Annotated in this window: 9 protein-coding genes and 1 pseudogene; 5 read left to right on the plus strand and 5 right to left on the minus strand. The window is 67.5% G+C overall.

The window, feature by feature from the left end; genetic code table 11:
• Nucleotides 1–74: 74 nt before the first annotated feature.
• The 5 genes and pseudogenes from HOP03_06705 to HOP03_06725 all read right to left on the minus strand — a co-directional run bounded on the left by HOP03_06705 (nt 75) and on the right by HOP03_06725 (nt 6,862).
• On the minus strand, nt 75–3,419 hold the full coding sequence (locus tag HOP03_06705) for a hypothetical protein (GenBank protein NOT87853.1): 3,345 nt from the start codon (nt 3,417–3,419) through the stop codon (nt 75–77).
• A complete protein-coding gene (locus HOP03_06710; GenBank protein ID NOT87854.1) occupies nt 3,412–3,681 on the minus strand; it encodes a YcgL domain-containing protein in 270 nt (89 codons plus the stop codon). Before HOP03_06710 ends, HOP03_06705 begins: the two co-directional genes overlap by 8 nt.
• Nucleotides 3,682–4,004: 323 nt before the next feature.
• Nucleotides 4,005–5,012, minus strand: coding sequence for a cytochrome d ubiquinol oxidase subunit II (gene cydB, locus HOP03_06715; protein NOT87855.1), 1,008 nt, complete (start codon nt 5,010–5,012; stop codon nt 4,005–4,007).
• A 45-nt stretch (nt 5,013–5,057) separates the two neighbouring features.
• Nucleotides 5,058–5,355, minus strand: a pseudogene (locus HOP03_06720) (GIY-YIG nuclease family protein).
• Between the two features lie 70 nt (nt 5,356–5,425).
• Entirely contained in the window at nt 5,426–6,862 is a 1,437-nt protein-coding gene (locus HOP03_06725) for a cytochrome ubiquinol oxidase subunit I (protein ID NOT87856.1), read from the minus strand.
• 145 nt (nt 6,863–7,007) lie between these two features.
• On the opposite strand from HOP03_06725, the gene HOP03_06730 reads away from it, so the two are divergent.
• The 5 genes from HOP03_06730 to HOP03_06750 all read left to right on the plus strand — a co-directional run bounded on the left by HOP03_06730 (nt 7,008) and on the right by HOP03_06750 (nt 14,960).
• Complete coding sequence (locus tag HOP03_06730; protein ID NOT87857.1) at nt 7,008–9,401, plus strand: prolyl oligopeptidase family serine peptidase; 2,394 nt, start codon at nt 7,008–7,010, stop codon at nt 9,399–9,401.
• A gap of 119 nt (nt 9,402–9,520) precedes the next feature.
• Complete coding sequence (locus HOP03_06735) at nt 9,521–11,200, plus strand: phosphoethanolamine--lipid A transferase (GenBank protein ID NOT87858.1); 1,680 nt, start codon at nt 9,521–9,523, stop codon at nt 11,198–11,200.
• Nucleotides 11,201–11,529: 329 nt separating this feature from the next.
• A complete protein-coding gene (locus tag HOP03_06740) occupies nt 11,530–12,516 on the plus strand; it encodes a sigma-54-dependent Fis family transcriptional regulator (GenBank protein NOT87859.1) in 987 nt (328 codons plus the stop codon).
• A gap of 333 nt (nt 12,517–12,849) precedes the next feature.
• A complete protein-coding gene (locus HOP03_06745; protein NOT87860.1) occupies nt 12,850–13,107 on the plus strand; it encodes a hypothetical protein in 258 nt (85 codons plus the stop codon).
• 128 nt (nt 13,108–13,235) lie between these two features.
• Nucleotides 13,236–14,960 carry a phage tail sheath family protein gene (locus HOP03_06750; protein NOT87861.1) on the plus strand — a complete coding sequence of 575 codons (1,725 nt, stop codon included), beginning with the start codon at nt 13,236–13,238 and terminating at the stop codon, nt 14,958–14,960.
• Nucleotides 14,961–14,989: the final 29 nt, after the last annotated feature.

The raw sequence follows: 14,989 nt of genomic DNA on the forward strand, positions 1-14,989 counted from the left end.
GAAAAACGCAAAGACGCTGGACCCCCGCGTTCGCGGGGGTGACGACACTTTGGATAGCGCCAGCGGCGCAAAAATCAACCCTCGCGATTCTTCAAGAACCGCGCCATCGACACATTGCCCGACTGCGGCACGAACTCCGCCGCCACATCCACGAAACCGCGCATCACCGCGACCTCGCGCGGCGTGCGGTTCAGCACATCGCGACTTTCCGGCTCCGCGCCATCGTGCAACAACTGCTGCGTCACCCGCAGCAAACCGTGCAATGCCGCCAGATGCAGCGGACCGAAACCGCGCGGGTCGCGCACCTGCAGACTGGCGTTTTCGTCGAGCAAACGCGCCATGCCCGCCAGCACCACTTCCTCGTCGCAAGCCGTGCCGGGTTCGGCACGCGCGCCCAGCAGCAACAACAGCGGCGTCACCCCGCCCGCCGCCTGGACGTCGGGATCGGCGCCGGCCAGCAGCAGCGCGTCGAGCAGTGCGATCAAGCGGCGCCGGTCGCGGGTGGTGAAACCGAACAGCGTCGCGCAGTGCAGCGGCGTGATGCCCTGCGAATCGGTGGCGTTGATGTTGGCGCCGGCCGCAAGCAATCGCGTGCAGACATCCGGCAGGCCGAGCGCGGCGGCCAGCATCAGCACGGTGACATCACCGGGCAGGCGCTGTTCCAGCGTGGCGCCGGCCGCGAGCAGGCGATCGACGATCTCGACCTGACGCATGCTCACCGCCGCCGACAGCGGCGTGGCGCCGGTCCGCGCGGCCAGCTTCGGGTCGGCGCCGCGCGCCAGCAGCAGTTCGACCACGGCGCGATGGCCGCCGCCGGCCGCGCGCAAGAGGGCGGAGCACCCCTGGGCGTCGGTGGTGTTGATCGGCATGCCGAGGTCGAGCAGGCGGCGCACGGCATCGGCGTCGCCGACGACCGCAGCCTGCGGCAGATCGGACGGGCGCAGCGCGCGACCCGGCAGCGGCCATTGCCGCCAGTCGAGCCAGTCGGCGAGATCGCGACGGCCGCTCGACAGCGCGACGCCCAACGGCGTCTGGCCGTCGGCGGCACGCACATTCGGCGAGGCGCCGTGCAGGATCAGTTGTTTGACGATGGGTTCGCGGCGCAGCGCGGCGGCCAGATGCAGCGCGGTCATGCCGTGCTGGTCGCGCACGTCGAGTGCGATACCGGTCTCGATGAGCCGTGCGATGACCTGGGTCCAGCCCAGGCGCACCGCAAGCGTGAGCGGTGGGTCGCCGGCCGGTGTGGGCGCGAACGGGTCGGCGCCGCGATCGAGCAATTCCAGCGCGAGCTTTTCCAACCCGCGATCGGCGCGGTCCGCCGCGACGCAGGCGGCGAGGAAGCGCGCAACGCCACCGGCGCCTGCGGGCGACACGCCGCGACGCAGCAGGGCGTGGATCGAAGGCGCGGCGGCCGGGCCCTGCGCCAACCACGCGAACATCGGCGTATCGCCGTGTTCGTCGCGGACCTCGGGGTCGGCGCCGTGGCGCAGCAGCCATTCGATCTGCGCCGGTTCGGCCGGCGAGCCGCCGTCGCGCAGCAGAGCGCCGAGTTCCTGCGGCGAGACCAGCGGCAGCAAACGTTGCAGCTGATCCTGCTGGTCGAGCGCGTCGCGTCCTTCGTACAGCGCATCGCGCAGCAGTGAGATCGGCGGGCGATCCGGCAATGGCGCATCGGCGTCGGCGCCGACGCTCGCGGGCAACAGGTAATGCGGATCGATCGCCGACACCAGCGCCCAGCGTCCCGCGGCGGCGGCATGGTCGATCGCGCGCTTGCCGTCATGATCGGTGTGCGCGGTATCGATGCCCAGATCGAGCAGCGCGCGGATCAGCGTCGGCGATGGCGCATCGGCCAGGCACGCCAGGATCAGCGCATGGCGACCATGCGCATCGATCGCATGCACGTCGGGACGCGCATCGTTGAGCGCCAACAGCGCCGGCATGCGACCGCCGCGCGCGGCTTCGAGGAATGGGGTTCGTTGATCGCCATCGCGGGCATGGACGTCGGCGCCTGCGCCGAGCAGGATGCCGATGATCTCGGGATGCCCCGCGTAGGCGGCTTCATGCAGCGCACTGCGCCCGCGCGCATCGCGCGCATCGGCCTTGGCGCGATGTTTCAGCAGCAGTTGCACGCCGGCCGGATCGTCTTCATCGCCACCCGCCGCCGCATGCAGCGCCGGCAGCGCGCCGGGCAATTCGGGCTTCGCGCCGCGTTCCAACAGGAAACGCGCGAGCCGCCAGTTGCCGGCGGTGCAGGCCAGTGCCAGCGGGCTGGCGTGGTCGCGATTGAGCGGATCGATTTCGGCGCCGGCATCGCGCAGCAGCGCGGCCACGCCGGGGTCGGAACTGCGCGCGGCGTAATGCAGCGGCGTATTGCCTTCGCCGTCGGCGGTGCGCGGGTCCGCGCCGTTGGTGAGCAGCGTCATCACCGCTTCCGGACGACCGTGCCAGCTGTCGCGGGTCGCGGCGATCAGCGGGGTCATGCCGGCATGCGTGTTGTTCAGATCGATGCCGTGCGCGATCAGCGTGCGCAGCAGGCGCAGATCGGGCAGCACCGCCGCCAGCATCGGCAGCGTGCGCTGGTCGCGGGCATCGATCGGCGGCAGCGCATGCGGATTCGCGCCCGCATCGAGCAGCGCCAGCGCGCGTTCGGCGCGGCCGTGGCGCGCGGCGTCGTAGAGCGCGGCGTCGAGATCGGCGCCATCGAGCGTGGCGACCACGTCCGACGTGGACGCGTCCGCCTCTTCGTCGTCGATCGCCTCCTGCAGCAACGCATCGGCGGTGACCGCCGATGGCGACGGCATCCGCAGCAATGCGCGATGCGCGAGCGGCCAGGCCAGCGCGCACACGCCTGCGACGACCCAGCGGATCGAAGACGACATCAGGTCCGGCCACGCCAGCAGCAAAGTCCCGGCCAGCGGCAGCGCCAGCAGCAGCGCAGCGCCGAGTCCGCGCCACGCGCGGGTGTCGATCTCGCCGAGCGCACGCCAGTGCGCCTGCAGCGCGCCGCCCTCGCCTTCCTGCCAGCGCCACAGCGGCCAGGTCCGCCACAGGCCGATCAGCGCGCCGCCGACGACAGCGCTCACCGCCACCGCAGCGCCGAGCGTCCGCCCCTGCAGCAGCGCCGACAGCGGCCATGCGATCAATGCGAACAGCGCCAGCAGCGCCAGCGCCCACAGCACGAGGATCGGCCACGCATCGCGGCCGGCCGCGCGCGGAACGAAACGGCCGCCGCGTGCGGCCAATGCGAATGCGGGCTGGGCGAGCAGACCGGACACGACGGCGAGCGTGACGCCCGCCATGCCGCCGACCACCGCACCGCCGACACCGGCCAGTGCGGTCGACAGCCAACCGATCGACAGCGGCACCGGCCCGAAACGGACCGGCGGCGGTGCGGTGTTGATGCTGTCGACCTCAACCATCCGTCCCCCAATCCTCGGTCATCGGATCGGCCATCGTCGGCGGGAACTGCACGTGGAAGCGCTGCGCGCCCAGGTTGGCGCGAACCACGGCGGGATCGACCCGGGCCAGTTTGCGTTCCGGCGTCAGCGCGACCTCGAGCACGAACTGCAGCGGCCCGAGCTGGGTGCGCAGGGGGGCGGGCAGGCACGCGAAATCGTCGCGCGCGGCCAGATAAAGATAGGTATCGGCCTTCCGTTGGCTCTTGTAGACGTAGGCATGCATGGCCGGAACGGAAGGTGCCTCGGATGACAGGATGAAAAGACCCGGCGCAGCCGCCACGAGGCGGATGCGGGGAACTTGGCGCCACGGACCCTTGCGGGCCCGCCCCTGTCAAATCAAACACTTGCGTGCGTGACTTGCGGCGGATGTATCCAAGTATCGCCCAACCGCCGGATATCGTGGGGATTCCCGGCGAATTGTGCGGCAAAGCACGGTTTGCGGCTAGAGCTTCCCTCTCCCTCGCTCGGTGCGCCCGCTCTTCCCTCTCCCCATACGCGGGGAGAGGGTGCCCGAAGGGCGGGTGAGGGGCGGGGCAACGGGCGCGCTCAGTGATACCCCGCGTCCGCCGCCACTTTCCCCTTGAACACCGAATACGACCACCATGTGTAGCCGAGGATCGCCGGCAGCAGCACCACCAATCCCGCCAGCGCGAAGCCCTGGGTGGCCGGCGGCGCGGCGGCGTCCCAGATCGTCAATACGGGCGGCACGATGTACGGCCACATGCCCAACAGCAGTCCTGCGAAGCCGAGCAGGAACAGCGACAGACTCAGCACGAACGGGCGCGCGTCGCGATCGTCGCGCGGAATCGCCCGCCACAGCGCGAAGGTCGCCAGCAGTACCAGCAGCGGCACCGGCGAGAGCCACAGGAAACGGTTGCCCTCGAACCAGCGCGCCATCACATGGCTGTCCAGGAACGGCAGCCACGCGCTGACCAGACCGATGAAGGCGAACACATTCAACGTGAGCGGTCGCGCAAGCGTGCGCGCCATCGTCTGCAGCCTGCCATCGGTCTTGAGGATCAGCCACGTCGCGCCGAGCAACGCATAGCCGGACATCACCGCAACGCCGGTCAGCATCGAGAACGGGCTGAACCAGCCGAACGCGCCACCGATGTATTTGCCCGCCTGCAGCGGCATGCCCTCGACGATCGCGCCAAGGATCACGCCCTGCGCGAACGCGGCGAACACCGAGCCCAGCCAGAATGCGGTGCCCCACGCGCGCCGCAGCGTGTGTGCCTTGAACCGGAACTCGAAGGCCACGCCGCGGAACACCAGCGCGATCAGCATCAGCAGCACCGGCAGATACAACGCCGACAGCACCAGCGCATAGACCTTCGGAAACGCCGCGAGCAGACCGGCGCCACCGAGCACCAGCCAGGTTTCGTTGCCGTCCCAGATCGGCGCGGCGGTGTTCATCATGTGATCGAGCTGGTCGTCGTCTTCCGCGAACGGCGCGAGGATGCCGAGCCCCAGCACGAAGCCGTCGAGCAGCACGTACATCATCACGCCGAACGCGATCACCGCGAACCATGCGACGGGAAGCCAGGTTTCCATGAAATCAACCTCCGTCGCCCCCGCGAACGCGGGGGCCCAGTGTCTTCAAGCGTGATCCAGAATGGACGGCCACAGGTCGTTCCAATAGGGGTTTTCTTTTTCGATCAGTTCGAGTTTCCATTGCCGATTCCATTTCTTGAGCCGCTTTTCGCGTGTGATCGCCGAGTCCATGGTGTGATGCAGCTCGTACCACACCAACCGATCGACGCTGTGTTTTTTCGTGAAGCCATCGGCGAGATGCTCGCGATGCTGCCAAGTCCGAGCGACGAGATCGCTGGTGACGCCGATGTACCAAGGTGCCATTGCGCTTGCTGGCCATGATGTAGACGGCAGGCTGCTTCATAGGCGCTCTTGCATTGGGGACTGCGCTGAAGACACTGGGTCCCCGCGTTCGCGGGGACGACGATGCGTTCTCATACCGCACCTCCCGCAGTCGGGGTTTCAAGCGCCTCATCCGGCAGCGACAGCGGTCGCGCAGGCGTTTTCTCGCCGTCGTCGGTGTCGGGCGCGGGTTCGTGCGGCTGCGGGCCCTTGCGCACGAGCTTCAGCAGATACCAGATGCCCGCGCCGAACACGCACACGTACACCAGCGCGAATACCGCGAGCGAGAACGCGACTTCCGCGCCGGAGACCGCGCTGTTCGATTCCGCCGTGCGCAGCAGGCCGTAGACCGTGTACGGCTGGCGGCCGATCTCGGTGACGTACCAGCCTGCGAGGATCGCGACGAAGCCCGAGAGCGTCATCGCCTGCCAGCCGCGCAGCAGCCAGCGTCCGACCCGGTGCCGGACATCGAACAGCCAGCCGCGCCGCCACGCGAACGCCGACAGCAGCACCAGCGCCAGCATCGCGCTGCCGATGCCCACCATCACCCGGAACGCGAAGAACACCGGCGCCACCGGCGGACGCTGATCGGCCGGCACCGAGGTCAGCGGCGCAATGGTGCCATCGGCGCTGTGGGTCAGGATCAGGCTGCCCAGACGCGGGATCTCGATCGCGTAATCGTTGCGTTCCTCCGCCGCGTTCGGCACCGCGAACACCACCAGCGGCACGCCTTCTCCGGGTTCGCCGTCGCGCCAGTGGCCTTCCATCGCCGCGACCTTCATCGGCTGGTACTGCAGGGTGTTCAAACCGTGCATGTCGCCCGCGAGGATCTGCAGCGGAACCACGATCGCCGCGAAGGCGACCGACAGTTTCAGCATCCGCGTCGCGGCGTCGCGATGCTGGCCGCGCAGCAGATACGCCGCACCGACGCCGCCGATCACGAAACAGGTGGTGAGGAACGCGGCCAGCACCATGTGCACGAGCCGGTACGGGAACGAGGGGTTGAAGATCACCGCCCACCAGTCCTTGGCATGGAAGACGCCATCGACGATCTCGTAGCCGGCCGGCGTCTGCATCCAGCTGTTGGCCGAAGTGATCCAGAACGTCGAGATCAGCGTGCCCAGCGCGACCATGCACGTCGCGAAGAAATGCAGTTTCTCCGAGACGCGCTTCATGCCGAACAGCATCACCCCGAGGAAAGTGGCTTCCATGAAGAACGCGGTCAGCACTTCGTAACTGAGCAGCGGGCCGATGACGTTGCCGGCCTTCTCGCTGAGCACCGACCAGTTGGTGCCGAACTGGAAACTCATGACGATGCCCGACACCACGCCCATGCCGAAGCTGACCGCGAAGATCTTCAGCCAGAACACGTAGAGATCGCGCCATGCCGCATCGCGGGTGCGCAGCCAGCGCCATTCCAGGAATGCCAGCCAACTGGCGACGCCGATGGTGAAGGCGGGAAAGAGGATATGGAACGAAATGACGAATCCGAACTGGATCCGCGACAACAGCAGGGGGTCGAGCGACATCATCGATGTCTCCGCGAATGGTGACGCCCTCCCGACCGCGGATTGTACGCCTGTCGCTGCGTCCGCGCGGGTGCCGAAGTGGACGCTGTCATCCGCGCGACGGGCCGGTAAGCTGCGCGTATCTCCGTCCGCTTGCGACCGCACCATGACCGACGCCACCCGCCGCCTTCCGCTCGTTCTGCAGGCCGCCATCGCGGCTGCGCTGCCCGCGTTGTTCGCTTCGCCGTTCGCTTCGGCGCAAACGCTGACGCTGGACCGGATCATGGCCGACCCCGACTGGATCGGCAGCGGCGTGGATCAGGCGTGGTGGTCCTGGGACGGCACCCAGGCGCTTTATCAACGCAAGCGCGAGGGCGCGACGATCCGCGATGTCTGGCAGGTCGCCGTGAGTGGCGGCGCATCCGCGCGCGTCGGTGATGCCGCGCGCGCCGGTCTGGACGCCGCGCAACCGGTGTACGACACCACGCGCACGCGGATGGCCTACGCGCGCAACGGCGACATCTTCGTGCGCGATCTGCGCAACGGTGCGCTGACCCAACTCACGCGCAGCGAAGCCCAGGAATCGCTGCCGCAGTGGAGCCGCGACGGCGGTCTGGTCTGGCGCGCGGACAACGACTGGTTCCGCTGGACCGCTGCGAACGGCGTCGTGCAGGCGGCGAACGTGCAGACCGCCGACGACCCGGGCAAGCCGCCCGCCGCCGACGACCTGCGCGACCGCCAGCTGCGCCTGATCGACACATTGAAGAACGATCGCGAGCGCCGCGAGGCCGCGCGCAAGCAGGAACAGGCGTGGCGCGTCGTCGACCCGACCCGCGCGCCCGCGCCGGTGTACCTCGGCAAGAACATCGAGATCGCCGACAGCGCACTGTCGCCCGATGGCCGCTGGCTGCTGGTCGTGACCACGGCGAAGGGCGCCGATGGCGGCACCGCCGGCAAGATGCCGAAGTACGTGACCGAGTCGGGCTACGAGGAATTCGAGGAAGTGCGCACCCGCGTCGGCCGCAATCAGCCGATCGCGCACAGCCTGTGGCTGGTCGATATCGCCGGCGCGAAAGCGAGCGAACTCAAGTTCGACTCCTTGCCGGGCATCGGCGACGACCCGCTCGCCGCGCTGCGCAAGGCGGCGAAACAGGATGCGCTGAAAGGCAACCGCGCTGCGCGCATCGAAACCGACGGCGACGGCAACGGCCCGGCGATCCACTGGAGCGACGACAGCCACAACGTCGCGCTGCTGGTCCGCGCCGTCGACAACAAGGATCGCTGGCTGGCCACCGTCGACCTGCAGGGCGCCAGGCTGCAGTCGCGGCACCGCCTCACCGACGACGCATGGATCAACTGGAACTACAACGATTTCGGCTGGCTGCGCGACGGCAGGACGCTGTGGTATCTGTCCGAGGAAAGCGGCTACTCGCATCTTTACGTCAACGACGGCGGCAAGCCGCGCGCGCTCACCTCCGGCCAGTGGGAAGCGTCGTCGCCGAAGCTCTCCGCCGACGGCGACCGCTTCCGGTTCCTCTGCAACCGCGCCTGGCCGGGCGACTACGAAGTCTGCGATGTGCCGGTGGCCGGCGGCGCGGTGCGCGAACTCACCGCGCTGGACGGCGTCGAGGATTTCGTCGCCTCGCCCGACGGCGGCAAACTGCTGGTCCGCCATTCCGACAGCTATCTGCCGCCACAGCTCGCGGTGGTCGACGCCGCTGGTGGCGACGCGCGCGAACTCACCGACACGCGCAGCGCCGCATTCAAGGCGCAGGACTGGATCGCGCCCGAGTACGTGAAGGTGCCGTCGAAGCACGGTGCGGGCGAAATCCGGGGCAAATATTACGGCCCGAAGCAGCCTGAAGCAGGCAGGACATATCCGGTGGTGCTGTTCGTGCACGGTGCCGGCTACCTGCAGAACGTCAGCGACAAGTATCCGAACTACTTCCGCGAACAGATGTTCCACAACCTGCTGGTGCAGCAGGGCTACATCGTGCTGGATCTGGATTACCGCGCCTCCGAAGGCTACGGTCGCGACTGGCGCACCGCGATCTACCGGCGCATGGGCGAACCCGAACTGCAGGATTACCTCGACGGCATCGACTGGCTCGTGGCCAACAAACAGGCCGACCGCGACCGCGTCGGCATCTACGGCGGCAGCTACGGCGGCTTCATGACGTTCATGGCGCTGTTCAAGCAGCCCGGCGTGTTCAAGGCCGGCGCCGCGCTGCGCCCGGTCGCCGACTGGTCGCAGTACAACCACGAATACACCAGCAACATCCTCAACACGCCCGAACTCGACCCCGAAGCCTATCTGCGCTCGTCGCCGATCGAACTGGCGTCCGGCCTGCGCGACCATCTGCTGATCTGCCACGGCATGATCGACGACAACGTCTTCTACCGGGATTCGGTGCTGCTGACGCAGAAGCTGATCGAACTGCGCAAGGGCCGATGGGAGCTGGCGAGCTATCCGCTGGAGCGCCACAGCTTCACCCATCCCGATGCCTGGTACGACGAATACCGACGCATCCACGAACTGTTCGAGCGCGTGCTGAAGTGATCCACCGGCGCGGCGGCGGCCTGCATGGTCGCTGCCGTTAGCGCAAAAGTAACGAAAATATCGCGAAATCTTGCGATCCCCATAATGTTGCGCTAAGCCGCGCCCCGGATGCTGACACGATGAAGAAGACATCGAAGCTCGTTCGCCCCACCCTGCGCGCCAATGCCCTGCTGTTGCTGGTCGTCGGTTTCATGGTGGTGGCGCTGAACGTCCGCTTCTGGGGCATCGTGTTCGACGCGACGGATCTGGGCGGCCTTCGCGGCGTCGGGGTGATCGCCTCGATCGGCGCCGCGCTGTTCGGGCTCACGCTGCTGATGCTGCTGCCGCTGAGCCTGCGCTGGACGTTCAAGCCGGGCCTGGCCCTCGCGCTGATCCTCGCCGCCGGCGCCGCGTACTTCATCGGCGACTTCGGCGCGGTGATCGACCGCCATGCCCTGGCCAGCGTCTACGAAACCGACGCCCGCGAAGCCGGCGAATGGATCAATCTGCGGATGCTGCTCAGCATCGGCGCGCTGGGCATCCTGCCGGCGGCGGTGCTGTGGTGGATCAAGATCGACTGGCAGGGCCCGGTCCGCGAAATCCTGTCGCGGCTGAAGCTGGCGGTGATCGCCTTCGTGCTGCTCGGCGCGGCGGCGGCCGGCTTCGGCAAGGACATCGCCTCGCTGCTGCGCAACCACATGGAGCTGCGCCATATCGCGAATCCCTTCGCGCTGCTCGCGGCGAACCTGTCCTATCTCGATCACGCCCGCAACGACAACCGGCCGCTGGAGAAGATCGGCGAGGACGCGCGTCGCGGCAGCGCATTGCCGACCGGCGAACGCCCGGTGGTGCTGCTGCTGGCGATCGGCGAATCCGCGCGCGCATCCAGTTATTCAAGCAACGGCTACGACCGCGCCACCGACCCGCGGATGCGTGCGCTTGGCGTGGTCAATTTCAGCAACGTCAGCAGCTGCGGCACCAACACCGCGACCTCGTTGCCGTGCATGTTCACCGACATGGGCCGGCGCGACTACAAGGACGGCGTCGCGAAGTACCGCGAAAACCTGCTCGACGTGCTGATGCGCGGCGGCTACGACGCGGTCTGGCTGGACAACAACACCGGCAGCAAGAAGTTGGCGAAGCGCGCGAAGGAAGTTTTTCTCGGCAATACCGAAGACCCGGAGCTGTGCAACGCCGAGGGCTGTTTCGACGAAGTGCTGCTCGGCCAGCTGCGCAGGGAACTGCCCGCGGTGCGCCGCGATACCGTCTTCGTGATCCACCTGCTGGGCAGCCATGGCCCCGCCTATTACGCGCGCTATCCGAAGGAATTCGCGAAGTTCGCGCCGGAATGCCGCACCAACGAACTGCAGAAGTGCAGCGACCAGCAGCTGCGCAACACCTACGACAACACCATCCTGTATGCGGACCATATCCTCGCCAGCGCGGCTGAACTGCTGCGCGACGACCCGCGCATCGATCCGGCGCTGCTGTACGTCTCCGACCACGGCGAATCGCTCGGCGAGCATGGCCTGTATCTCCACGGCGCGCCGTATGCGATCGCGCCGGACCAGCAGACCCGCGTGCCGATGATGCTCTGGGCGGCGGACCGTTTCAGCGCGCGTCGCGGCCTGGATCCGGATTGCCTGCGCAGCCACGCCGAAGCGCCGCTGTCGCACGACAATTTCTTCCACAGCGTGCTCGGCCTCGCCGACGTGAAGACCGGCGTCCGCAAGCCGGCGCTGGATATCTTCGGAACCTGCGCCGCGCAGGGCGCGAACACCGGCGCCACGTCGACGCCCGCCCAGGCCCCGGCGCGATAGGGCATCTCGCCGCCACCGATCGCTGACGGCCCGCTGCGACGCGTCGGGCTTCCACAAGACATGGGGCAGGCCAGCACGGCCCGGTGCCCATGACCCGGCGGCATTCATGGCCGGCGCTCGAATCGCAGGATCATCGCTCCGGCCAGGTGCTTCGCCATTCACGAAGCACTTGGCCGGAGCCGTGGCTGTTTCTGCGTTCTGATGATGCGGAAGGGGACAAGGGCGCCGATCCGGGATGCGGTCGGCGTGTGGTTGCACTGGAGGAAGGGTTCCCCATGAACGAAGCCACCATCGCATACGCATCCACGGCACGGGGCCGGGCGATGACGATGATCGGCCAGTCCGAGGCGTTCCTGCGCGCCCATCGCCTGTTGCAGCGCTATGCGGCCTGCAATGCGCCCGTGCTGATCGAAGGCGAAACCGGGACCGGCAAGGAACTGGCCGCGCGCGAAATCCACTATGCCAGTGCGCGCAGCCTGGGCCCGTTCGTACCGGTGAATTGCGGGGCGTTGCAGGACAATCTGATCGAATCGGCGCTGTTCGGGCACCGTCGCGGCGCGTTCACCGACGCCAAGAGCAACGAACCCGGGCTGGTCGAGTACGCGCGCGGCGGCACCTTGTTCCTGGATGAGGTCGATTCGCTCTCCCTGCATGCGCAGACCACGCTGCTGCGCTTTCTGCAGAACGGGGAATTCCGTGCGGTGGGCGAGCGTCCGCTGCGCATCGCCGATGTGCGCGTCGTCGCCGCGACCAACCTGTCGCTGGGCGCGGCGGTCGATGCCGGTCATTTCCGCCGCGATCTGTTCTATCGCCTGAATCCGCTGTATGTCGCGCTGCCGCCGCTGCGCGACCGCGACGAAGACGTCATCCTGTTGGCGGAGCAATTGCTGCATGACGCCGTCGGACGGCTGGATATCGGCCCGCGCGAATGGACCGCCGAAGCGCTGCAGGCGCTCATGCGCCACCGATGGCCCGGGAACGTGCGCGAACTGGAGAACGTGATCCTGCGCGCATGCATGCGCTCGGATTCCGGAATCGTCGGTCCGGCCGAACTGGCGCTGGCCGAGCCCGCGATCTGGGGCTGCCATGCCGGTCCCGGCGGCGATGCGACGTCGCCGGAGGAAACCGGGCATGGGTTCGCGGCTGCGAAACACCATGCGATCCAGTCGTTCGAGCGCCGATACCTGACTGCGCTGATGCAACGCGCCGATGGCAACGTCAGTCGCGCCGCGCGGCTGTCGGGAACCGAGCGCCGCCAGCTCGGAAAGATGCTCAAGCGCCACGGCATCGAACATCATGGCGCTTCGCCGGGCTGAACGGCGCCGGCCTGCATTGCGGGCCATTCCATACCTGTTGTGCAGCACGAGGCGCGCTTTTCCCGCGCGTCGCTGGAAAGACGCGCCAAGCGCGTGAACCGCGCACTGGATCGATTCGATCATGCCGGGTCTTTCCGCACCCGGTTCGTTCGCTGCCGGGTATGAAAGTACCCGGGCAGAACGCGCTTCCGCGCCGAGAATCAACCGTTTGCCGCTGTTTTCCGCGCTCGAGCGACTGGCATGAAGATTGCTGTAGTCAAGCAATGCGGACACAAGAAATGCAGAAATGCACAAGTGCAGAAGCGACTTGCATGCAAACGCGGAATCGCGGAGATGAATACAGATGATCGCAGAAGGGATTGCGCGGAACTCGAGATCGAAGAAGCGGTGCTGTCCTATCTGGGCAGGCATCCACAGGCGGCCGACACGCTCGAGGGCATCGCCAACTGGTGGTTGCCGCGGCAGCGTTACGTGACCGCGCAAGCGCGCATCGAAGCGGTATTGCTGCAGTTGGTGCTGCAGGGCGAATTGCAGGTGCGGCGGCTGCCGAACGGCGACGCACTGTACACACGGAACGACGAACCGCGCTGACGACGATCGAACCCGATCGGGATCCTGCCCGATCAAGATCGCATTCGGCAGGATCTCGCCCAGGAAGATCGGACGCCGGAAAACGTTCGGACAAACACTCCACACGAATCACTGCAAGGAGAATGGTTATGCCTGCTGCGCTCACCTACCCGGGCGTCTACGTCGAAGAGATTTCCAGCGGCGTACGCACGATCACCGGGGTCGCGACCTCGATCACGGCCTTCATCGGCCGCGCCCTGCGCGGGCCGGTCAACAAAGCCGTCATCGTCAACAGTTTCGGCGATTTCGAGGCGCGCTTCGGCAGCCTCTGGAACGACGCCGCGCTCGGTTTCGCGGTCCGCGATTTCTTCGTCAACGGCGGTGCGCAGGCGGTGATCGTGCGTCTGTACCACGCCGATGGCGCGAACGTTCCGGACTCGAACCCGCCCGCGCCGCCAGCGGCGATACGCGCGATCGCGGTCGGCGATTTCGACTTCCTCGCCGCCAGCGAGGGCCGTTGGGGCAATGGGCTGCGGGTGGCCATCGATCTGGACAACGTCTCCGACGCCGCCGCCGCGATGCTCGGCGTCACCAAGGCGCAGTTGTTCAACCTGAGCGTGCGCGATGTCGCCACCGGTCGCAGCGAGCGTTACCTCAATCTGACCGCGGTCGAAAGCCCGCGACGGATCGACCGCGTCCTCGCCGCCGAGTCGGCGCTGATCGCCAGTGCAGCGGCGCCGGACGGCAGCGAAGCGATCGCTGCGGGCAAGGACAGCCTGAGCGTGAAGGAAGCGACCTACGCCGCCGCCAACAAAGCGTTGGCCGACAAGCGCAACGCCGATCCTGCGGCCGATGTCGCCGCCGAACTGGCCGCCATCGCCGCCGCGAAGGCCGCGCTGGATGCCGCGCTGGCCGATGCCGCCAAAACAGTGTCGGACGGCTTGGCGCTGGCGGTCGCGGATTTCCTGCCCGCCAACGGCGAAACCGAAAAGAAGGGCATGTACGCGCTGGAACAGACCGACCTGTTCAACCTGCTGTGCATTCCGCCGTATCGCGCCGCAGCCGACACGATCGACATCGATGCGGGCCTGGTGGCGTCGGCGGCCAGCTACTGCGAGAAACGCCGCGCGATGCTGTTGCTGGATGCGCCGAAACCCTGGAACACCAAGGACAAGGCGCGCGATGGTTTCAACGACCTCGACAACGACGCGGTCGGCACGCGCAGCCGCAATGCGGCGCTGTTCTTCCCGCGCCTGCGCCAGCCCAATCCGCTGCGCGACGGTCAGGTCGAAACCTTCGCCGCCTGCGGCGCGGTGGCCGGCGTGTTCGCGCGCACCGACGCCAGTCGCGGCGTGTGGAAGGCACCGGCGGGCTTCGATGCGACCCTCGTCGGCGTACCGCAGCTGTCGGTGCCGTTGACCGACCCGGAGAACGGCGAACTCAATCCGCTCGGCATCAACTGCCTGCGTTCGCTGCCGGGAACCGGCCGCGTGGTCTGGGGCGCGCGCACGCTGCGCGGCGCGGATCAACTGTCCGACGAATACAAATACGTGCCGGTGCGGCGCACCGCGCTGTTCATCGAGGAAAGCCTGTTCCGTGGGCTGAAGTGGGCGGTGTTCGAGCCCAACGACGAACCGCTGTGGGCGCAGATCCGGCTCAACGTCGGCGCGTTCATGCACAACATGTTCCGCCAGGGCGCATTCCAGGGCAGTTCGCCGCGCGATGCGTATTTCGTCCGCTGCGACAAGGACACCACCACGCAGAACGACATCAACCTCGGCATCGTCAATGTCGTGGTCGGGTTCGCGCCGCTGAAACCGGCCGAATTCGTGGTCCTGAAGCTGCAGCAGATCGCCGGACAGATCGACGTCTGACCGGCTCGCAGGATTCCGCACACATTCGC

It is taken from the genome of Lysobacter sp. (assembly GCA_013141175.1).
In the GTDB taxonomy this organism is placed as follows: Bacteria; Pseudomonadota; Gammaproteobacteria; order Xanthomonadales; family Xanthomonadaceae; genus Lysobacter_I.